Raw genomic sequence first — 20,520 nt, 5'->3', positions numbered from 1 at the left:
TTCTACTCTCCACCGGTCCATGACGGCCCATGACTGCTGATGACGGTTGATGGCGATGTGTGGCGGTTCGCGGCGAACTGCGACAGGTCCTGGTCCGGGAGTGCGGGCACGACGCCGCACGGCGGACCGGAAGGTGACGACGACAGGGGCTGGCTAGGGGCTGGCCAGGGGGGCGGCCGCGAGGTGGGCGACGCAGACGTCCGGTTCGGCGAACGGCTCCAGCCGGACGGCCGCCACCGGGGCCCGCAGCTGCTCCAACGCGCCCTGCATGAGGCCGAGGTGGAGCGGGCAGACGACGTCCCCGTACTCCTCGGCGAGTTCCAGGAAGGGGCAGTGCCGCAGCAGCACCCGGTCGGGTTCCGGCCCGTCGGGGGACGCGGCCGCGGGCCGGTGGTCCGGTCCGGCACTCCCGGGCTCCGGGGCGAAGCCGAGGTCGGCGAGGAGGCCGGTGAGGCGGTCGACGGCCTCATGGGCGTCCACGGCGCGGAAGGGCGGGGCGGAGGGCACGAGGTGACTGCCCCAGGCCCGGCCCGCCTCGACGGCGGCCGGTGCGGCGCCCTCCTCGTCCGCGGCCAGACGGCTGAGCAGGATCCGGGCGAGCAACAGGTACTCGCGGTGCCCGCCCCGGTCCATGCCGCGTCGGGGCGCGTAGACGGTGCGGGGGCGGCCCCGGCCGGAGGCGGGTTCCACGATGCCTTCCACCGCCCCAGCGGTCACGAGGGCGTCCAGGTGGAAGCGGACCGTGTTGGTGTGGACCCCCATCCGCTGGGCGATCTCCCCGACGCCGAGCGGCCCCTCGGCCTCACGCAGCACTGCCAGCAGGGCGCGACGACGGGGAGTCGCCGGGTCGTCCGCGCGGTCGTGCGCCACGACGGCTCACCCCTGTCCGTTCTGCGGGGGCAGTGCGGCGATCAGTGGGTGGTCGCGTTCGATCAGCCCCAGCTTGCCGGCGCCGCCGGGCGACCCGAGCTCGTCGAAGAACTCGATGTTGGCCCGGTGGTAGTCCCGCCACTCGGCGGGGGTGTCGTCCTCGTAGAAGATCGCCTCGACCGGGCAGACGGGCTCACAGGCCCCGCAGTCGACGCATTCGTCCGGGTGGATGTAGAGGGAGCGCCGGCCCTCGTAGATGCAGTCGACGGGGCACTCCTCGACGCACGCCTTGTCCTTCACGTCGACGCAGGGCTGGGCGATCACGTAGGTCACGGCGACCTCCTCCGGAATTTCTCCGAATTCTACATGGAGAAATCACGACCCGGCACGCCCCGTCCCGACCCGACTCACCTCACGCCGACTCGCCCGCTCCAGCCCGCCCCGCCCTGGCTCGTCCCCGCGGACCCCGGGAGGTGATGCGACCGAACCGGCCCCCGCCCGACCGTCCGACCGTCCGACCGGTGGCGCCCTCCGAGAGGCGGCGGACCCGGGAGCACCGTCAGTCCGCGGCGGGCACGACCCTCAGGTGGGCCGCACCGCGCCGGGGGCCGCGCCCCGTCGTGGCGGCGGACGGACGGCGGGCGTCCCGCAGGACCAGGGTGAGCCGGGTGCAGTCCAACTCCTCCAGGGCCGGGGTCGTCTCGACGACGATCCGGCAGTCGGTGGCACCCCAGCGCGGATCGGGATGGATCAGCGGACGCACCGCGCCGTCCTGCTCGGCGGCGCCCTCACCCACCACCCGCAGCCAGTGCGGCACGCCGTGCCGGTAGGCGACCTCCATGATCGGGTCCTCCGCGATGTCGCGGCGGATGGCCTGGAGACCGGGGTCGGGGGCGCCGTGTTCGACGGTCCGCGCGAAGTGGGCCAGCATCGGCAGGCACCAGCTCGCCTCGTGCTCCCCCAGCACCGTGGCGGCGTCCGGGTGGAAGAGGACGAAGCGAAGGAAGTTGTCGTCGGGCATAGCGGTCGGGTGCGCCTCGACCTGCCGGAACAGTGACCGGAAGGGGCCGTTGGTCAGGAGCACGTCCCACCGCCGGTCGACCACGAGGGACGGGAAGGGGACTGCTTCGAGGTACGCGGCGTAGTCCGCGAGGTACGCGCGTGCCTCGGACGTGCCGGGGACGAGCCGCGGTGCCTGCCGCCGCCCTCCTGCTGCCTGATGTGCCATCGGGAGGTCACCCCTCTTGCCTGTGCGGCCCTGACGCGGCGCCCCGATCCTGCTGCCCGCCGCCCGAGCATGTCAACTATCGTGGCATTCCGTGCCGGTTGACGGCTGAAATTGGCCACAGTTGTGGCGAGACCTGGATGTGAGTTCGAAGCACCGGCTAGTCTCCGTGAAGTTCACGGCGACGGGTTGTGAGAAGCCTGTGAGAGACGTAGGAGATCTGCCGGTGACGGGTGGCTTCGAGGGTCCGGACACCGCGCCGACGACCGCGCTGCCGGCCGTCGTCGCCCGCGTCGCCGCACTCGCCGACCGGCTCGGTGTTCCCCACGCCGAAGTCTTCGACACCTGCCGGCTGTCCACCGCCTCCGGGGTACCGGAGTCCGTGGTCAAAGCCCTGCTGAGCGGCCGTCCGGCCGGGGAACGCGACGTGCAGGCGCGCTTCCTGCAGCGGCTGGACCTGTTGCGCCGCACCCGGCTCAAGCCGAACGGCCGGAAGTACACCCAGCAGGAGATCGCCGACGGCGCCGGCATGTCCCGTCAACAGGCCGGTGCCCTCATCAACGGGGACCGGCGCCCCACCATGGAGCACTGCGACGCCATCCAGCGGTTCTTCCGGGTCCACGCCGGTTTTCTCACGGCAGAGGACCCGGAGGCGCTGGCGGGCACCCTTCAGCACACCGAGCAGGAACTGCTCCAGAAGCTGGCCGACCGGGAGCGCGAGTCGGCCGCCGCCGACGACGACCCGTTGGAGCGGCTGTTGCAGGACCACGGGGTGCGCGGGATCGCGTGGCGGGCCGCGCAACTGCCCACCGACCAGCACCGGGACAAGGTCGCGGAGTGGCTGGACATGCTCCTGGAAAGCGTCAAGCGACCCGAGTCGTGATCTGGGGAGAACTGTGGGCATCGGTAGGGAAATGCGCCGCCTGTGCGGCGAGTTGGTCGCGGAGCTGACGCTCCCTGTCCCGGCTCGGCCCGCCGACCTCTACGGCGCGCTGTGCGCGGCGATGAGCAGGCGGCGCGGACGTCCGGTGCAGTTCCGCATGGTCGCGTTCCCGCCCGGCACCGCGAGCGGGCTGTGGCTCGACATGGCCGACCGGGACCTCGTCGTGATCGAGGAACGCACCGCCCCCGCCCACCAGTTGGTGATCCTCGGCCACGAGCTGTGGCACATGAAGGCCGGACACTGCGGGCACCACGTGGCGGGCGCCGAGGTCGCCACCCGGCTGCTCGGTGAGGACCCCGACGAGGACGCCCTCCGCGCGACGGTGGTGAAGGTCGCGGCCCGCACCCGTTTCGATCTGGCCGACGAGAAGGAGGCGGAGGCGTTCGGCCTCCTCCTGGCCAGCAAGTGCCGTACCTGGCTGGCGGGTTCGTCGCTGCGCGGCCCGGTGCAGCGGGACCACCTGGCGGGGCGGATCGAGGCGTCCCTGGGGTACCTGGGTCCGCAGGGCTGAGCACGGTGCGCGGGCCGGCCGTCCGCCCCCTCCGGACCGGCCCAGGGCGCGGCCGGCGCTGCGACTCCGGCTCCGGCTCCGGCTCCGGCTCCGGCCCGCCGTAGCGGCTCCGGCCCAGGCCCAGGCCCAGGCTGACGAGGGTGGAACGCGCTCCCTCCTGCCCACGGCCCCGGGACCCTCCGTGCCGCCGGTACGCAGACCTCATCCGGGTGCCGATGTCACCTCGGTGCCGTCGCACCGCCGTGGGGGCCGTGGACGCCGTGGGGGCCGTGGACGCCGTGCGGTTCGTGGGGGCCGTGACTTCCGGTCGACGGGGCAGCCCGGCGGGGCGTGAGCGGTCGTGCACTCCGGCGCGTGAGCCCCCGGCGTCCGCTGTGCTGGGCGTGAGGGTCTCCGCCGGGTGGGCGAATCGGCGTGCGGCGCCGCCCTGTTGTCAGTGGTGGGCGGCAAGCTGGAGGGGTGCTCCCGCTGTGCGGAGCACCGGACCGACGATCACGACACGGGGAGAGCCGAGCGATGCCGTCCGCCGTACTGACCGACCGCGAGCGCACCGCCGTCCAGGCCTATCTGCGCCTGCTGCACACGGTGCGCGCCACCTTCGACACGCCGAGCGGACCGACCGGACCGGTGCCGCCTTCCGTCGTCCCGCCGTCCGTCCTGGCGGAGGCGGAGACCGCGCTCGCGCGGGCCGGACTGAGCGGCAACGAGGAGGAGTTCTTCCACATGCTGCGCGCGTGGTGCCCCTCAGCGTGACCCCCGTCCCGGTGCGGCCCCACCGGTGACGAGGCCTCGGCTCGGTACTCGGCACCCGGCCCTCACGTCCCGGCCGCCGTGGCGCCGACGCCACTGGTGCGGGCGCGACAGCGTGCGCGGCCCCGGTTCCGTCGCCGGGGCCGCGCACGGCCGCCCGACTCCGACAGACTCCGACCGACGACGCGCCCTCCGACGGCTCCACGGCGCAGCCGCTCAGCGGCACGCGGCGGCACGACCCGGCCGCTCAGCGGCACTCGACTCGGTGGCACGCCACTCAGTGACCTGCGGGGCGGCCGTGCCCCGGTGTCAGCCGTGCGGCACCGCCACCGCTGTGGCGACCAGGCCGCGGGCGGCCGTCCAGCGCCCGTCGAAGGAGCCCACGGTGCGTCCCCCCACCCGGGGCCCGGGGACGAGCAGTTCGGCCCGGAACCCGCCGCGGGTGACCTCACCGGGATCCGGGAACAGCTCGATGTCGGCCTCCATGAAGTCGAGCCACGTGCCGGTGAGCGGGAACCACGCCTTGTAGACGGACTCCTTCGCGCTGAACAGCAGCCGGTCCCAGTGCACTTCGGGCCGGTCCCGGCCGAGCCGCCCGATCCGTTCCGCCTCCTGCGGCAGGGACACCGAGGGCAGCACTCCCTCGGGCAGCGGCCCGTGCACCTCGGCGTCGATGCCGACGGAGGCCAGGTCGTCGGCCCGGACCAGGGCCGCCGCACAGTACCCGGCGCAGTGGGTCATGCTGCCGGTCAGCCCGGAGGGCCAGCGGGGGGCACCCCGCTCCCCCGGCACCACGGGCTGCGCGGGCACCCCCAGCCGCTCCATGGCACGGCGGGCACAGTGCCGTACGGCGGTGAACTCCCGGCGCCGCTTGTCGACCGCGCGCGCCACGCAGGCGGCCTCCTGCGGGTACAGCGGGGCGTCGGCGCCCTCCTCCCCGTAGGCTTCCTCGACGGCCACGGCGGGCGGCAGCAGCTGCTCGATCACCCCGGTCACCGCTCGTCCTCCGCGGCCGGGACGATCGCGCGGAGCCGGCCCGGTGGGCGGTCCCGGGTGCGCCACTCCCGGGGGTAGCCCACCGACACCTCCTCGAAGGGGACGCCGTCGCGCCGAGTGCTCCGGGGGATGTGGAGGTGGCCGTAGACCATGGTGTGCACCGGGAAACGGCGGTGCCAGTCGTCCGTCAGCGTGGTGCCGCACCACATCGCGAACTCGGGGTGCCGCAGCACGTCCGTGGGGTGCCGGTGCAGCGGGTAGTGGTTGACGAGGACCACGGGCAGATCGGCGGGCAGCCGTGCGAGCCGCCGTTCGGTCGTGGCGACGCGTGCCCGGCACCACTCGGCCCGTCCGTCGTACGGGTCGGGGTGCAGCAGGTACTCGTCAGTGCACACGACACCGGTACCGTGTGCGTAGGCGAGGCCCTCGGCCGCGGTGGCACAGCCGGCGGGCAGGAACGAGTAGTCGTAGAGCAGGAACAGCGGGGCGACGGCGACCGGTCCGCCGGGGCCCCGCCACACCGGGTAGGGGTCCTCGGGCGTCACCACGCCGATGGCGCGGCAACGGTCGACGAGATGCTCGTACCGGGCGACACCGCGCAGGCTCACCGTGTCCTTCGGGTGGGTCCACAACTCGTGGTTGCCGGGTGCCCACACGACCTTCGCGAACCGGCCGGCGAGCGTCCTGAGCGCCCATTCGACGTCGTCGACGGTCTCCGCCACGTCCCCGGCCACCAGCAGCCAGTCCTCGTCCGATTCCGGACGCATCCCCTCCACCAGCGCGCGGTTCTCCGCGTACCCGACGTGCAGGTCGCTGATGGCCCACACCCGTCCCCCGCCGCTGTCGGCCGACCTCACCCGTGCTCCCCCCTCGGCCGGTTCCTCCGGCCCTCCCCGCGAACCCCCGGTCGCCCTCCACGAGATCACATCCGTTTGCGCGGGACAAGACCGGCATGTCCCCGCGCGAGGGCGCTGACCGGCGCTTTCCGCATGAGGGCGCGCCGGGCGCGGGCACCCGCCGGGGCCGTGACCCACACATTGCACGTTTGCGGCCGCCGAAGACGTATGATCGGCCGCGACACCACCGCCGCGAACGGTCCTTCGCGCTGAGCGGTTCGGTGACCCTCCATACCTCCTGCCCGGGCACGGGCCGCTCGGCCCTGCCCGCGAACCGTGAAAGGCGGCATGCATGGTCTCCTGCGTACGCGTCTGGCTCAACCGCACGTACGCGGAGAACGTGTTCTTCATCGATCAGCTGAGGCGGAATCCATCCGACCGGGCCGTCGAGATCCACGCCACCCACGGTGATCCCGACTCGCCCGTGCTGGCCGCGGCCGACACCGCCGAGCTGGAACCCGAGGGTCTGTCCCCGGCCGCTTACGTGGAGTACGCCCTCGCGCAGTGCGAGCGGCGCGGCATCGACGTGTTCGTGCCCCGGCTGCACCAGGCCGCGGTCGTGGCGCACCGCGCGGAGTTCGAGGCCGTCGGCACGGCCCTGCTGGCACCGCCGCCCGAGGCGGTGGCCGTCTTCCAGGACAAGGTGATCGCCTACGAGGCCGTCCAGGCGATCGGCGTTCCGGTGCCGCCGTGGTGGCGGGTCCGCTCGGCCGACGAACTCGCTCTCGCGGTCGCGGAGTTGGAAGAGCAGGGGCATCGGGCGTGCTTCAAGCCGGCGTCCGGTGCGGGCGGGGTCGGCTTCCGCGTGATCACCCGCGCCCCCTACTCGCTCGCCCAGTTGAACGGCTTCCCCAGCCCGTACGTGCCCTACGACCTCGTGATGGACGCGGTGCGTCAGGCGGAGGAGCCGGTGGACTGGCTGGTGATGCCGCACCTGGGCCAGCCCGAGGTGTCGGTGGACTGCCTCACCGGCACCGACAACGGGGTCCGTCTGGCGGTCGGCCGGACGAAGAACGGGCGCCGCCGGGGCTTCACCCTGCACGAGCAGTGGCTGGAGCCGGCCCGGCGGATCGCTGAGGGCTTCGGCCTGCACCACCTGTCCAACATCCAGTTCCGGATGTTCGGCGAGCGGCCCGTGCTGATGGACGTCAACACCCGCCCGGCGGGCGGGCTGCACCAGCTGTCGCTGTGCGGGATCAACGCCCCGTGGGCCGCGGTCCGGCTGGCTCTGGGCGACGACCCGGGCGTGCTGACCCCGCCCTTCCTGGGCCAGGACTACAGCGTGGTGTCCGGGCCCCGTCCCCTGCGGCCTGCCGGCCTGCCGGTCCGCACCGACCTCCCTCCGCAGCCGTCCACCGCGGCCGTCTCCCCGGACCCCGTGCCGTCCGCCTCGGAGCCGGTACCCGCGCCCGGCGTGGGAGCCGGAGCCCCCGCGGGAGGACCGCACCGCCGGTACTGACCGGCGTACCGGCCGCGCGCTCCCGTCCTGCGCCCTGATCGGCGCGGGGACGCGCGCGACCGCGGAACCCCGGACGCACCACGCCGTGGGCGACATGTCACCCGAGGCGCGGCCCGGCTCCGTCCCGTCGACGGTAGAGGTCGCGCAGCAGGGCCATCTCGGCGCCGTGATGGATCAACTCGCGGTTCACGTGCAGGACGATGATCTCCATGGCACGTCGCTCGGAGCCCACGGCGGGCTCACGGTCCAACTCGGCGTCCGAGAGCCCGCGGACACCCGCGTCCCACCTCCCGTACATCTCGTCGAGCTGCCGCAGCGCCTCGTCGGCGGTCCCCGCGTAGGGGTGGGTCCGCTCGTCGACGTCCTTGCCGCCGAAGTGCCATGCCACCCGGTACCCCAGGCACGCAACGATGACGTGGGCGAGCCGCCAGGCGATCGTGGTCACCGGCGCCGGCACCGGCTCGGTCGACGCCGAGTCCATGGTCCAGGCACCCGAGCCCAGCGACAGGGGCGCGGTCGCCGTGCCGCGTGGGCGGATGCTCCAGCAGTCGCGCACCGGTTCCCAGAGGTACTCGTCGTCGGTGAGACCGTCCAACCTCGGCCGGAGGTTCTGGCGCCAGTGCCAGGCCAACTGTTCCGCGATGCGCTCGCTTCTGGTTATCTCGGCACCCTACCGATCAAGACCCCGCAGCCACGAGCCCCTCGGGCGCCGCTCCACGCTGTCGCGTCGCGGCGCCCCGTGAGCCCGTACAGGAGGCTCGATGTCACTGCGACGGCAATGCCTGCGCCCCGCCTCACGCCCCCATCCTGCGCCTCCTCCGACGGCCCACGGAGACATCGGCCGGACGATCGGGACGAGCGGCCACGGCTACGCCCGGGACACTGCGTCCGTCGGACGGTGCGCAGCCCACCAGGCCATGACGCGGCCGGCCATGGCTTCGGGACGCAGGGCCTGCGGGTCGAGACCGAAGTGGTCCTCCAACTCGTGGCGCAGGGAGCGACCGATCTGCTCCTCGTCGGCACCGGACCCGAGCCGGTGCAGGAGAGGAGCGAGCAGGCAGTCGTACTCGTCGGGCGCCTCGTCGGCGACGCCCACCGGGTCCCACTCGTCGAGCAGGAGCCGCAGGCCGTTCTCGGTGGAGGTGCTCCAGGGTCTCATCACCCCACCCTGTCACCCGGGGGCGACCGCGGTCGACCGCCGTCGACCGCCTTCGACCGCCTTCGACCGCTCCCGGCCTCGCCCGGACGGGAGGACGGCCCCGCCCTGCGCCCCGGGACGAGACGCCCCCGCCTACCCCAGGTACGCCAGCCCCGGATGCACGCCCCGGTAGGCGTCGACGAGCCGCCGGGCCACGTTCACCGAGTCGACGAGCGGGTGCAGCGCGAAGGCCTTGACCGCCTGGGCGCGGGATCCCGTTCCGGCGGCGGCGAGCACCGCGCGGTCGACCGCCTTGACGGCGTGGACCAGGCCGACCGCGTGGTCCGGGAGCGGGCTGACGGACTCGGGGTGCGCCCCGCGGGCGTCCACCAGGCAGGGCACCTCCACCACGGCCTCGGTGTCCAGGCCGGCGAGGGTGCCGCGGTTGCGGACGTTGAGGATGAGCCGGCTGCGTTCGTCGCGGGCGATGGCCCGCATCAGGGCGAGCGCGACCTTCTCGTAGCCGCCCGACAGGTCCTCCTCCGCGCGCTCGCCCGCGCCGGCGGTCTCCCGGTTCTCGGCCATGTAGGTGGCCTCGCGTTCGGCGCGGGTGCGGTTCCACAGGTCCAGCGCGGGGGCGTGCGGGTCGGACACGCGGGTGTAGAAGCCGGCCTGCTGGTCGTGCAGGAAGGCACCCCGGTTGGGTCCGGTGCCGTGGGCGCGGACCGCCTCGCGGTGGAAGTAGTAGTAGTGCAGGTACTCGTTGGGCACGGCCCCCAGGGAGCGGAGCCAGTCGGCGCCGAAGAGGCGGCCCTCCTCGAAGGATCCGAGCAGAGCGGGATCGGCGAGCAGTCGCGGCAGCCGGTCGTGGCCGTCGACCCACAGGCCCTGCACCCAGCCGAGGTGGTTGAGGCCCGCGTAGTCGATCCGGGCCTCCTCCGGGGCGGCGTCCAGCACCCGGGCGATACGGCGGCCCAGGCCCACGGGCGAGTCGCAGATGCCGATCACGCGGTCGCCGAGGTGGTGGGACATGGCCTCGGTGACCAGGCCGGCCGGGTTGGTGAAGTTGATGACCCACGCGTCGGGGGCGAGACGGGCCGTGCGCCGGGCGATGTCGACGGCGACCGGGACCGTGCGCAGGCCGTAGGCGATGCCGCCGGCACCAACCGTCTCCTGTCCGAGGACCCCCTCGGCGAAGGCGATCCGCTCGTCGTGCGCCCTGCCCTCCAGTCCGCCGACGCGGATCGCGGAGAAGACGAAGTCGGCGCCGCGCAGGGCCTCGTCGAGGTCGGTGGTGCCGGTCACCTCCGGCGCGTCGGGGACGCCGGACGCCTGCGCGGCCAGCACCCGGCCGATCGCGTGCAGCCGACGGTCGTCCACGTCGTGCAGCACCACCCGCGTCACCCGGCCCTCCCCCCGGTCCCCGAGGAGCGCCCCGTACACCAGCGGCACCCGGAATCCACCGCCGCCCAGAATCGTCAGCTTCACGTCCGCACCCTTCCCACCGGGCCAACCTAACCGGGACGGGCCCCGGGGTCCCGGCTCACGCGCACGGGGACGGGACCGGCTGCGGACCCGGACGACCCTGGACGCGGACGGGCGGGCCGGTGCGGCGCGCGTCTCCACGAACCGAACTCGGCAACTCGGCAACTCGGCAGTTCGGCAACTCGGCCCGGGCGCGCGGACTTTCTCGGTGCGACCTCTTGACGGCAGAGGGGCCGCAGAGCACATTGTCGTCAGCCTGAGAGCGCTCTCAGTCTGGGTCGGCCGCCCGTGCCCCGGTACCACCCCACACCCCCACAGACCCACACTCCGCGCCCCGACCGGTCCCGGGACCGCTGTCGGCGACCCTCCCCCGACCCGCACATCCCACCCGTCTCCTCCCCACCTCCGCAGTCCCCCCCATCCCCACCCGCATCCGTACCCGAGAGGGCTCCCCACATGAGTGCCACCTCCGGCATCCTCCCCACCCCCCGCAGACCCCGGACCCGGCGCGTGCGGCGGGCGCTGGTCGCCGTCGTCAGCACGCTCGGTCTCGCGGCGGCTGCCGCGACAGCCGCCACCCCGTCCGCGAGCGCGTCCGCCCCACCGCCTCCGTCCGGCTGGAACCAGGTGTTCCTCGACGACTTCGACGGGCCCGCCGGCAGCGGCGTCAACACCACCCACTGGCGCTACGCGACCGGCACGGGCTACCCCGGTGGTCCCGCCAACTGGGGCACCGGTGAGATCGAGACGATGACCTCCAGCACCCAGAACGTCTCGCTCGACGGCAGCGGCAACCTCCGCATCACCCCCCGCCGCGACGCCGCCGGCAACTGGACGTCCGGCCGCATCGAGACCAACCGCTCCGACTTCCAGCCCCCGGCGGGCGGCAAGCTCCGCGTCGAGGCCCGCATCCAGGTGCCGAACGTCACCGGCGCCGCCGCGAAGGGCTACTGGCCGGCGTTCTGGATGCTGGGCGCCCCCTACCGCGGCAACTGGTGGAACTGGCCCTCGGTCGGTGAGCTGGACATCATGGAGAACACGCAGGGCCAGAACACGGTGTTCGCCACCATGCACTGCGGCACCGCCCCGGGCGGCCCCTGCAACGAGCACAGCGGCATCGGCAGCTCCACGACCTGTCAGGGCACCACCTGCCAGGCCGGTTTCCACCGCTACCGGATGGAGTGGGACCGCTCGACGAGCGTGGAGGAGATCCGCTTCTACCTGGACGACCGTCACTTCCACACCGTGCGGGCCAACCAGGTGGACGCCACGACCTGGGCCAACGCCACCAACCACGGCTACTTCATCATCCTGAACGTGGCCATGGGCGGCGGCTTCCCCGACGCCTTCGGCGGCGGTCCGGACGCCGGCACGCAGCCCGGCCACTCGATGCTCGTCGACTACGTGCAGGTGCTGACCTCCGGTGGCGGCGGCACCACTCCCCCGCCGCCCGGCGACCGGAACGCCTACGGCACCATCCAGGCCGAGTCCTACGACGGCCAGTCCGGCGTGACGACCGAGTCCACCTCCGACTCCGGCGGCGGCCAGAACGTCGGGGCGGTGGCCAACGGCGACTGGCTGCACTTCAAGGGCGTGGACTTCGGTTCGTCCCCGGCCCGGCAGTTCTCCGCCCGGGTGGCCAGCGGCGCGGCCAACGGCGTCAGCGGCCTGGTCGAGGTCCGGCTGGACAGCCGGAGCAACGCGCCCATCGGGAGTTTCGCGGTCGGCAACACGGGCGGCTGGCAGTCGTGGCGGACCGTCCCGGCGAACATCAGCCCCGTGACGGGCACGCACGACGTGTACCTGACGTTCACCAGCGGCCAGCCGGCCGACTTCGTGAACGTCAACTGGTTCACGTTCGGCCGCTGACGCCGACCGACCGGTCGACGGGGTGGCGGCTTGTCCGCAGCCGACGCGGCCACCGGCCCCGGAGCCCGTCCCACGACCGTTTCCGGGGCCGTCCCGTTGAGGGTCCCCCTGGGGTGACCACCTCAGGGACCGCCTCCAGGACCGCCCAGCACGCCGTTCCGAGAGCCGTCCCACACCCCAGGAGCCCTTCTCAGGACCCCTTCTCAGGAGCCGTGAGCCGCTCCTGAGCCGCCCTCAGACGCTCGCTGCCGGGAGAACGCCGGCCGGGAACGGCCCCGCGGGCCACCGGTCGCGGGCGCGCCCACCCGCGGTCCGCCCCTGTCGGCCCCCGCCCCCTCCGGTCACCCCACCGGCCCACACCCCCACCGTCCCCCCGGCCACCGCACCCGGCTCCCCGCCGAAAGGGGCTCCACGCGTCCGTGGAGCCCCTTTCCGCGTGTTCGGCGCGAGCGCGCGGTACGCGCCCGTCCCGCCGGACATTCACCCGCACCGTGCCGCCGTCCGTGCCGGTCCGCGTTGCGGTCGGCCGGGGAACACGGCGGACGTGGTACCGGTTCACACAGACGAGGCGACTCGCGGGTCTTTTCGTCCACGCAGGTGACGGACCCGGCGTGCCGGGACACCCGGTACCCGGCGGAACCGGCCGGGCCCGGCACCGTCGGGGCGGCGCGGTGTGCGCGGCAGCCGGCGGGGCCTGCCCGACGCGGTGCGGAAGCGGCTTCACGACCAGGGAGTTGACGCGGAATGGCCCACGAGACGACCGAGGCGGACACCACCGGCGGCGCCACCGACCCGGGCGACGCCGACGCGGGGTCCACGGCGGCCGGCTGGTCGAACCCGCTGCGCGACCCGCGAGACCGGCGCCTCCCCCGGATCGCCGGCCCGTCCGGGCTGATCATCTTCGGGGTGACGGGCGACCTGTCCCGCAGGAAACTGATGCCGGCCGTGTACGACCTGGCCAACCGGGGTCTGCTGCCACCCGGTTTCTCACTGGTGGGCTTCGCCCGCCGCGACTGGGAGAACCAGGACTTCGCACAGGAGGTCCACGACGCCGTCAAGGAGCACGCCCGCACCCCCTTCCGGGAGGAGGTGTGGCAGCAGCTCGCCGAAGGCATGCGCTTCGTGCCGGGCGACTTCGACGACGACTCGGCGTTCAAGCAGCTGCGCGCCGCCGTGGAGGAGGTGGACGCCTCCCGGGGCACCGGCGGCAACCACGCCTTCTACCTGTCGGTGCCGCCGAAGTTCTTCCCCAAGGTGGTCCAGCAGCTGAAGAAGCACGGTCTGGCGGACGCGCCCGACGGTTCCTGGCGTCGGGCGGTCATCGAGAAGCCGTTCGGGCACGACCTGAGGTCGGCCGAGGAGCTGAACGCGATCGTGCACGACGTGTTCGAGCCCGAGCAGGTCTTCCGGATCGACCACTACCTGGGCAAGGAGACGGTCCAGAACATCCTGGCGCTGCGCTTCGCCAACACCATGTTCGAACCGGTGTGGAACCGGTCGTTCGTCGACCACGTGCAGATCACCATGGCCGAGGACATCGGCATCGGCGGCCGGGCGGGCTACTACGACGGCATCGGCGCCGCCCGCGACGTCATCCAGAACCACCTGCTGCAACTGCTGGCGCTGACCGCGATGGAGGAGCCCGCCGCGTTCGACGCGCGCTCGCTGCTCACCGAGAAGCTGAAGGTGTTCCGGGCGGTGCGGCTGCCGGACGACCTGGGCCTGCACACCGTGCGCGGCCAGTACACCGGGGCCTGGCAGGGCGGGACGCAGGTGCGCGGCTACCTGGAGGAGGACGGCATCGACGCCTCCTCGAAGACCGACACCTACGCGGCCATCAAGCTGGGCATCGACAACCGCCGCTGGGCGGGCGTGCCCTTCTACCTGCGCACCGGCAAGCGGCTGGGCCGCCGGGTCACCGAGATCGCGGTGGTCTTCAAACGCGCCCCGCACTCCCCCTTCGACGCGACCGCGACCGAGGAGCTGTGCGAGAACGCGATCGTCATCCGGGTGCAGCCGGAGGAGGGCATGACCGTCCGGTTCGGCTCCAAGGTGCCGGGCACCTCGATGGAGATCCGGGACGTGTCGATGGACTTCGCCTACGGCGAGTCGTTCACCGAGTCCAGCCCCGAGGCGTACGAACGGCTGCTCCTCGACGTGCTGCTGGGGGACGCGAACCTGTTCCCCCGTCACCAGGAGGTGGAAGAGTCCTGGAGGATCCTCGACCCGGTTGAGGCGTACTGGGCGTCCCACGGCAGGCCAGCCAGGTACGCATCGGGCAGCTGGGGCCCCGTGGAAGCCGACGAGATGCTCGCACGAGACGGACGGAGCTGGCGCAGGCCATGAAGATCGACCTGACCGACACCACGGCAAGCAACATCAACAAGGCACTGGTGAAGGGCCGCCGCGCCATCGGCACCCCGGCCGTCGGCATGGTGCTGACGATGGTGATCGTCACGGACGAGGAGAACGCCTACGACTCGATCAAGGCGGCCGAGGAAGCCTCGCACGAGCACCCCTCGCGCACCCTGGTCGTCATCAAGCGGCACGCCCGCACCCCCCGCGACCGTACGCATCCCCGGCTGGACGCCGAGGTACGGGTGGGCTCGGAGGCCGGAGCCGGTGAGACCGTGGTGCTGCGGACCTACGGGGAGGTGTCCGACCACGCCGACTCGGTGGTGCTGCCGCTGCTGCTGCCGGACGCGCCCGTGGTGGTGTGGTGGCCGGTGGAGGCACCCGACGTGCCCTCGAAGGACCCGCTGGGCGCGCTGGCCCAGCGCAGGATCACCGACCTGTACGCGGCCGAGCACGCCCTGGAGATGCTGGAGACCCGGGTGCGGTCGTACGCGCCGGGCGACACCGACCTGGCGTGGACGCGGCTGACGCCGTGGCGTTCGATGCTGGCCGCCGCCCTGGACCAGGCCCGGCTCACCGTGACCTCGGCGGCCGTGGAGAGCGAGGCGGACAATCCCAGCGCCGAGCTCCTGGCCCGCTGGCTGCACGCCCGGCTGGGGGTGCCGGTGGAGCGGGTGGAGACGGCCGGCCCCGTGGTGACGGGGGTGCGGCTGGGCACCGCGGACGGCGAGATCGTCATCGACCGCCCGGAGGGCCCGCTGGCCACGCTGTCCTTGCCGGGGCAGCCGTCGCGGCGCCTGGCGCTGAAGATCCGGCCGACCTCCGAACTCATCGCCGAGGAGCTGCGCAGGCTCGACGCGGACGAGATGTACGCGATCGCCCTGCGGGGCGACGACGCGGAGGGGGCCGCCGTCCCCGCCTGACAGCCACCACGGGACCCGGGCCGGGGCGGCCCGGCCGGGGTCCCGTTCCCCGTCCCACGGGCGTGCCGCCGGCCGCCCGCCGTGAACTCCAGGAAGTGGAACAGACATGCAGATCGGTCTTGTCGGCCTCGGGAAAATGGGCGGCAACATGCGCGAACGGCTGCGCAACGCCGGGCACACCGTCGTCGGTTTCGACACCGACCCCGCACGGTCGGACGTCGCCAACCTGGCGGACCTGGTGGACGCGCTGGACGCCCCGCGCACGGTGTGGGTGATGGTGCCCGCCGGTGAGGTGACCCAGCACGTCATCGACCAGCTGGCCAGTCTCCTCAAGCCCGGCGACACCGTCGTCGACGGGGGCAACTCCCGCTGGACGGACGACGAGCGGCACGCCCGGGAGCTGGGCACGCGCGGCATCGGTTTCGTCGACGCGGGCGTCTCGGGCGGTGTGTGGGGGCTGAAGAACGGCTACGCGCTGATGGTCGGCGGCGACAAGGAGCACGTGGACCGGCTGCGGCCGGTGTTCGAGGCCCTGAAGCCGGAGGGCCCCTACGGGTTCGTGCACGCCGGCAAGGTGGGCGCCGGGCACTTCGCGAAGATGGTCCACAACGGCATCGAGTACGCCATGATGCAGGCGTACGCGGAGGGCTGGGAGCTGCTGGAGGCCGTGGACTCGGTGGACAACGTCCGCGAGGTGTTCCGCTCCTGGCAGGACGGCACCGTCATCCGCTCGTGGCTGCTGGACCTCGCGGTGGACGCGCTGGACGACGACGAGCACCTGCGGAACCTGCGCGGCTACGCCGACGACTCGGGCGAGGGCCGCTGGACCGTGGAGGCGGCCATCGACAACGCGGTGCCGCTGCCCGCGATCACCGCGTCGCTGTTCGCGCGGTTCTCCTCGCGTCAGGAGGACTCCCCCCAGATGAAGATGATCGCGGCCCTGCGCAACCAGTTCGGCGGGCACGCCGTCGAGGCGTCGCGGAAGGAACCGTAGGGCGTGGGGGACCTGCTGCTGGCGCGGCACGGTGAGACGGAGTGGAGCAGGTCGGGACGGCACACCGGCCGCACCGACCTGCCGCTCACCGCGCACGGCGAGGAACAGGCCCGCTCGCTGGCGCCGCTGCTGGCGGGCCGGGACTTCGCCCTGGTGCTGACCAGTCCGCTGGAGAGGGCGCGCCGCACCGCCGAGCTGGCGGGCCTGACCGGGGCGGAGCCGGAGCCCGATCTGCGGGAGTGGGACTACGGCGCCTACGAGGGCGTCACCACCGCGACGATCCGCCGGACCCGCCCCGACTGGGACCTGTGGACCGACGGGGTGCCGCCCGGTCCTGAGCTGCCCGGTGAGTCGCCGGACGCGGTCGGCGCGCGCGCCGACCGGGTGCTGGCCCGGGCGGCGCGGTCCCTCGACGACGGTGACGTGATGCTGGTGGCGCACGGCCATCTGCTGCGGGTCCTCACGGCCCGCCGGCTGGGGCTGTCCGCCGCGTACGGGCGGCTGTTCCGGCTGGAGACGGGCACGCTGAGCCGGCTGTCGCTGGAGCACGGGCGTCCGGTGATCGCCGAGTGGAACACCCGCGGCCGGCCCGGTCAGGACGCGGGGCGTCTGGGGATGCCGTAGGCCCGCTGCACGTGCAGGCGCAGCACGAGTCGCCGGTCGCGGACCATGGCGGCGCGGTAGTCGTCCCAGTCGGGGTGCTCGCCCTGCACGTCGCGGTAGAGCCGGATCAGTTCCTCCACGGTGGCGTCGTAGGGGTCGCGGGCGACGGGTGAGAGGTCGGCGGTGCCCTCCGCGACCGTGTACGCCCAGCGGTCGTCGGTGGTGACGTGGTAGGAGGCCCGGGGGTCCCGCCGCAGGTTGCGGGTCTTGGCCCGGTCGTCGGTGACGGAGACGCGGACGATCCGTTCGTCGGGGTCGTAGGCGTGGTTGACGTTCGACAGTTGCGGCCGTCCGTCGCCCTTGAGGGTGACGAGCACCCCGCTGTTGCCCTCGGCGAGCAGGGCGAGCAGTGCGTGCTGAGCGGTGTCCTGGGTCATACCTCGGTCAACGGTTCGCCGGGGGCGCGCGTTCCCCCGGCCGTCCGGCGGGGTAGTCCGCAGGCACCGCACGCATGATCACGGCGCGTGCGGCGGACGACCGAGGAGAACGATGACCGTGCTGGAGCAGGAAGCCGTGCTGGAGCAAGAGACCGGGCCGGAGCGGGCCGGGCTGGACGCGGGGGCGCTGGAGCGTCTGGACCGGCACTTCGCCCGGCAGGTGGACGAGGGGCGGCTGCCGGGGTTCCTGGTGGCGGTGGCGCGGAGCGGACGCGTCGCCCACCTGACGGCGTACGGGCAGCGCGACGTGGCGGCCGGGCTGCCGGTGCGCGCGGACACGCTGTGGCGGATCTACTCCATGACCAAGCCGGTGACGACGGTGGGCGCGCTGCTGCTGGTGCAGGAAGGCCTGCTCTCGCTGGACGACCCGGTGGGGCGCCACCTGCCGGCGTTCGCCGAGCCCCGCGTCCACGACGGCGGGTCGGGCCCGCATGTGCGGACCCGGCCGGCGGCCGGACCGATGCTCGTGCGGCACCTGATGACGCACACCGCGGGCCTCACCTTCGCCTTCTACGGCACCCATCCCGTGGACGCCCTGTACCGGGAGGCCGGGCTGGAGTCCTCGGTGCTGCCGGGGTCGGACCTCGCGGGGACCGTCGACGCCTACGCGCGGCTGCCGTTGCAGTTCGATCCGGGCACCCAGTGGAACTACTCGGTCGCCTCGAACGTGCTGGGCCGGGTGATCGAGGTGGTGTCCGGGCAGCCGCTGGACGTGTTCCTGACCGAGCGGGTGTTCCGGCCGCTGGGCATGACGGACGCCGGGTTCGAGGTGAGCGGACAGCAGGCGGAGCGGCTCGCCGAGCTGTACGGGGAGACGGAGGACGGCGGTATCGCTCCCGTCGCCGGGCTGCCGCTGCGGGGACGGCCGCGGTTGCTGTCGGGCAGCGGCGGGATGGTGGCGACCGCGTACGACATGCACCGCTTCACGGAGATGCTGCGACGGCGCGGGGAACTCGACGGCGTGCGGCTGCTCGATGCGGACACGGTGGACCTGATGACCCGTAACCACCTGCCCGGCGGGGGCGACCTGCGGGCGTTCGGCAGCCGCCCGGCGCACGACGACCCCGGCAACGACGGCGTCGGCTTCGGTCTCGGCGTGTCCGTGGTGATCGATCCGTCCCGGACGCGGGAGCCGTCGTCCGCGGGCACGTTCGGCTGGACCGGGGTCGCCACCACCGCGTTCTGGGTGGACCCGGGCCGCGATCTCACCGTGCAGTTCTACACGCAGGTGCGGCCCAGGTCCTCGCACACGGTCTTCCGTGACCTCAGGCGGCTGGTGCACGAGGCGGTCACCTGACCGGAGCCTTGCCGATTGCGGCCGCGGCCGGGACGCGGCGGTCCCGGCCGGCGCCGCCGGTCAGGACGGGTGGGCCGCCACCGCGTCCAGGTGCGGCAGGTGGTGGTCCAGGCGCTCGCGCTTGGTGCGCAGGTAGGTGATGTTGCTCTCGCACGGCGGGATGAGCAGCGGGACCTGCTCGGCGACCTGCACACCGTGGCGGACCAGCGCCTCGCGCTTGCGGGGGTTGTTGGACATCAGCCGCACCGAGCGCACGCCCAGGTCCTGCAGCATGCCGGCGGCGACGGCGTAGTCGCGGGCGTCCACCGGCAGACCGAGGGCGAGGTTCGCCTCGACGGTGTCCAGCCCCTCGGCCTGCAGGGCCATCGCCCGCAGCTTCGCCAGCAGACCGATGCCCCGGCCCTCGTGCCCTCTCAAGTAGACGACGACTCCGGCCCCTTCGGCGACCACGGCACGCATCGCGGCGTCCAGCTGGTCACCGCACTCGCAGTGCTGCGAGCCGAAGGCGTCCCCGGTCAGGCACTCCGAGTGCAGCCGGACCAGGACGCCCTCCGCTCCGATGTCACCGTGCACGAGGGCGACTTGCTCGTCCCCGCGGTCGTGGTCCAGATAACCGATCGCCTGGAAGGGCCCGTACACGGTGGGCAGGGGGGCGTTGACGACGCGTTCCACGCCGGTCCGCCGCGAGGGCTTCGTGCCGAGTACGCCTACGTTTTCTGTCATGATTCTCGGGTTCCTAAGCAGAGACGAAAGGCCGTGACGATATGAGTGGTTCACCAAAGCGGTCGGCGGCATCCGGCCCGGTGCACGGTCTGTTGCCGGCGGATACTACAGAGGATGTACGCAAGCGGGGCTCCGTCGTCTCACGGCAGATCGCGATTCTTCCGGTGGGGAGCTACGAACAGCACGGCGCCCACCTGCCGTTGGCGACGGACACGCTGGTGGCCTGTGCCGTCGCGCGGGAGATCGCCGACGCGTATCCGGTGCACCTCCTTCCTCCGGTGACGATCTCCTGCTCGCACGAGCACGCTGCCTGGCCGGGGACCGTCTCGATCTCCTCCGTGACCCTGCACGCCGTCGTACGGGACATCGCCGACTCGTTGCGCCGGTCCGGCGTGGACACGTTGGTGCTGGTCAACGGGCACGGAGGCAACTACGTCCTCGGCAACGTCGTGCAGGAGGCGTCCGCGCGGGGCGAACGCATGGCGCTCTTCCCGGCCGTGGAGGACTGGGAGGCCGCCCTCGAACGGGCCGGGGTGGCCACCTCGCTGCTCACGGACATGCACGCGGGGGAAATCGAGACGTCCATTCTTCTGCACGCTCATCCCGAATTGCTCCGTCCCGGATACGAGAACGCCGATTTCGTCGCGGACGACCGGCGTCATCTGCTCACCCTCGGCATGTCCGCCTATACCGATTCCGGTGTCATCGGACGCCCTTCTCTGGGTTCCGCGGAAAAGGGGAAGGAACTCCTCGCCGCCTTCGCGGATTCCTTCGGCGCATACTTCACCCTCCTGACGGGCGAGGCCCCGCACGGTCTCTCAGGCGGCGCCCCCGGCCGCATCCCTGGCGGCGGCCCCGGCGCTCCGGGAGGCGACGCAAGCGTCACGGAGTGAGCTGTCGCCGGGACACCTGTCGGGACCGGGGGGACTCCTGACGGTGGTACGGCGGAGGCCGGTACGGACGTGACCGCGGCGGGCGCCGGTACG

21 protein-coding genes are annotated in these 20,520 nt (G+C 73.0%); 11 read left to right on the top strand and 10 right to left on the bottom strand.

Features of this window, described 5'->3' with window-relative positions; translation table 11 throughout:
* Positions 1 to 153: 153 nt before the first annotated feature.
* From AC02VZ_RS21170 to AC02VZ_RS21160, 3 genes are all read right to left on the bottom strand, one after another.
* On the bottom strand, positions 154 to 870 hold the full coding sequence (locus tag AC02VZ_RS21170; protein ID WP_432055351.1) for a helix-turn-helix transcriptional regulator: 717 nt from the start codon (positions 868 to 870) through the stop codon (positions 154 to 156).
* Between the two features lie 6 nt (positions 871 to 876).
* A complete protein-coding gene (gene fdxA / locus AC02VZ_RS21165) occupies positions 877 to 1,203 on the bottom strand; it encodes a ferredoxin (RefSeq protein WP_432055350.1) in 327 nt (108 codons plus the stop codon).
* Between the two features lie 226 nt (positions 1,204 to 1,429).
* Positions 1,430 to 2,098, bottom strand: coding sequence for an MmyB family transcriptional regulator (locus tag AC02VZ_RS21160; RefSeq protein ID WP_476476120.1), 669 nt, complete (start codon positions 2,096 to 2,098; stop codon positions 1,430 to 1,432).
* Positions 2,099 to 2,321: 223 nt separating this feature from the next.
* Here AC02VZ_RS21160 and AC02VZ_RS21155 point away from each other — a divergent pair, with 223 nt between their 5' ends.
* The 3 genes from AC02VZ_RS21155 to AC02VZ_RS21145 all read left to right on the top strand — a co-directional run bounded on the left by AC02VZ_RS21155 (position 2,322) and on the right by AC02VZ_RS21145 (position 4,302).
* A complete protein-coding gene (locus AC02VZ_RS21155; protein WP_476476119.1) occupies positions 2,322 to 2,978 on the top strand; it encodes a helix-turn-helix domain-containing protein in 657 nt (218 codons plus the stop codon).
* Between the two features lie 31 nt (positions 2,979 to 3,009).
* On the top strand, positions 3,010 to 3,549 hold the full coding sequence (locus AC02VZ_RS21150) for a toxin-antitoxin system, toxin component (protein ID WP_432055347.1): 540 nt from the start codon (positions 3,010 to 3,012) through the stop codon (positions 3,547 to 3,549).
* Positions 3,550 to 4,065: 516 nt separating this feature from the next.
* Positions 4,066 to 4,302 carry a hypothetical protein gene (locus tag AC02VZ_RS21145; RefSeq protein WP_476476118.1) on the top strand — a complete coding sequence of 79 codons (237 nt, stop codon included), beginning with the start codon at positions 4,066 to 4,068 and terminating at the stop codon, positions 4,300 to 4,302.
* Between the two features lie 306 nt (positions 4,303 to 4,608).
* Here AC02VZ_RS21145 and AC02VZ_RS21140 read toward each other — a convergent pair whose 3' ends face one another.
* Positions 4,609 to 5,286: a 4'-phosphopantetheinyl transferase family protein gene (locus tag AC02VZ_RS21140; protein WP_476476148.1), complete on the bottom strand. Its 678-nt coding sequence runs from the start codon at positions 5,284 to 5,286 to the stop codon at positions 4,609 to 4,611.
* 5 nt (positions 5,287 to 5,291) lie between these two features.
* Entirely contained in the window at positions 5,292 to 6,152 is an 861-nt protein-coding gene (locus AC02VZ_RS21135; protein ID WP_476476117.1) for a metallophosphoesterase family protein, read from the bottom strand.
* A gap of 331 nt (positions 6,153 to 6,483) precedes the next feature.
* On the opposite strand from AC02VZ_RS21135, the gene AC02VZ_RS21130 reads away from it, so the two are divergent.
* Complete coding sequence (locus tag AC02VZ_RS21130) at positions 6,484 to 7,650, top strand: ATP-grasp domain-containing protein (RefSeq protein WP_432055344.1); 1,167 nt, start codon at positions 6,484 to 6,486, stop codon at positions 7,648 to 7,650.
* A gap of 97 nt (positions 7,651 to 7,747) precedes the next feature.
* Here the strand turns inward: AC02VZ_RS21130 and AC02VZ_RS21125 are convergent, their stop codons facing one another.
* The 3 genes from AC02VZ_RS21125 to AC02VZ_RS21115 all read right to left on the bottom strand — a co-directional run bounded on the left by AC02VZ_RS21125 (position 7,748) and on the right by AC02VZ_RS21115 (position 10,276).
* The gene (locus AC02VZ_RS21125) at positions 7,748 to 8,311 is read right to left on the bottom strand and encodes a DinB family protein (RefSeq protein WP_476476147.1); all 564 of its coding nucleotides are present in this window, start codon (positions 8,309 to 8,311) and stop codon (positions 7,748 to 7,750) included.
* Positions 8,312 to 8,518: 207 nt separating this feature from the next.
* Positions 8,519 to 8,809, bottom strand: coding sequence for a hypothetical protein (locus AC02VZ_RS21120; RefSeq protein ID WP_476476116.1), 291 nt, complete (start codon positions 8,807 to 8,809; stop codon positions 8,519 to 8,521).
* 132 nt (positions 8,810 to 8,941) lie between these two features.
* Entirely contained in the window at positions 8,942 to 10,276 is a 1,335-nt protein-coding gene (locus AC02VZ_RS21115; RefSeq protein WP_476476115.1) for a 6-phospho-beta-glucosidase, read from the bottom strand.
* A gap of 453 nt (positions 10,277 to 10,729) precedes the next feature.
* Here AC02VZ_RS21115 and AC02VZ_RS21110 point away from each other — a divergent pair, with 453 nt between their 5' ends.
* The 5 genes from AC02VZ_RS21110 to AC02VZ_RS21090 all read left to right on the top strand — a co-directional run bounded on the left by AC02VZ_RS21110 (position 10,730) and on the right by AC02VZ_RS21090 (position 17,038).
* On the top strand, positions 10,730 to 12,142 hold the full coding sequence (locus AC02VZ_RS21110) for a glycoside hydrolase family 16 protein (protein ID WP_432055340.1): 1,413 nt from the start codon (positions 10,730 to 10,732) through the stop codon (positions 12,140 to 12,142).
* Between the two features lie 744 nt (positions 12,143 to 12,886).
* Complete coding sequence (gene zwf / locus AC02VZ_RS21105) at positions 12,887 to 14,488, top strand: glucose-6-phosphate dehydrogenase (protein WP_432055339.1); 1,602 nt, start codon at positions 12,887 to 12,889, stop codon at positions 14,486 to 14,488.
* On the top strand, positions 14,485 to 15,420 hold the full coding sequence (gene opcA / locus AC02VZ_RS21100; protein WP_432055338.1) for a glucose-6-phosphate dehydrogenase assembly protein OpcA: 936 nt from the start codon (positions 14,485 to 14,487) through the stop codon (positions 15,418 to 15,420). The genes zwf and opcA overlap by 4 nt, the downstream gene beginning before the upstream one ends.
* 106 nt (positions 15,421 to 15,526) lie before the next feature.
* On the top strand, positions 15,527 to 16,414 hold the full coding sequence (gene gnd, locus AC02VZ_RS21095) for a phosphogluconate dehydrogenase (NAD(+)-dependent, decarboxylating) (protein ID WP_432055337.1): 888 nt from the start codon (positions 15,527 to 15,529) through the stop codon (positions 16,412 to 16,414).
* Positions 16,415 to 16,417: 3 nt separating this feature from the next.
* Entirely contained in the window at positions 16,418 to 17,038 is a 621-nt protein-coding gene (locus tag AC02VZ_RS21090) for a histidine phosphatase family protein (protein ID WP_432055336.1), read from the top strand.
* Here the strand turns inward: AC02VZ_RS21090 and AC02VZ_RS21085 are convergent.
* Positions 17,008 to 17,454 (bottom strand): PPOX class F420-dependent oxidoreductase, encoded by a 447-nt coding sequence (locus AC02VZ_RS21085; RefSeq protein ID WP_432055335.1) that lies wholly within the window; start codon positions 17,452 to 17,454, stop codon positions 17,008 to 17,010. The two genes, AC02VZ_RS21090 and AC02VZ_RS21085, sit on opposite strands and share 31 nt — an antisense overlap.
* A 112-nt stretch (positions 17,455 to 17,566) precedes the next feature.
* On the opposite strand from AC02VZ_RS21085, the gene AC02VZ_RS21080 reads away from it, so the two are divergent.
* A complete protein-coding gene (locus AC02VZ_RS21080) occupies positions 17,567 to 18,811 on the top strand; it encodes a serine hydrolase domain-containing protein (protein ID WP_432055334.1) in 1,245 nt (414 codons plus the stop codon).
* Positions 18,812 to 18,871: 60 nt separating this feature from the next.
* Here the strand turns inward: AC02VZ_RS21080 and ribA are convergent, their stop codons facing one another.
* Positions 18,872 to 19,534, bottom strand: a complete 663-nt coding sequence (ribA, locus tag AC02VZ_RS21075; RefSeq protein ID WP_432055333.1) for a GTP cyclohydrolase II — start codon at positions 19,532 to 19,534, stop codon at positions 18,872 to 18,874.
* Between the two features lie 41 nt (positions 19,535 to 19,575).
* Between ribA and AC02VZ_RS21070 the strand changes: the two genes are divergently transcribed.
* Positions 19,576 to 20,427: a creatininase family protein gene (locus AC02VZ_RS21070; protein ID WP_432055332.1), complete on the top strand. Its 852-nt coding sequence runs from the start codon at positions 19,576 to 19,578 to the stop codon at positions 20,425 to 20,427.
* Positions 20,428 to 20,520 lie beyond the last annotated feature (93 nt).

Source organism: Streptomyces sp. 3-6, assembly GCF_056323165.1.
This window is presented reverse-complemented; position numbering and strand designations above follow the sequence as displayed.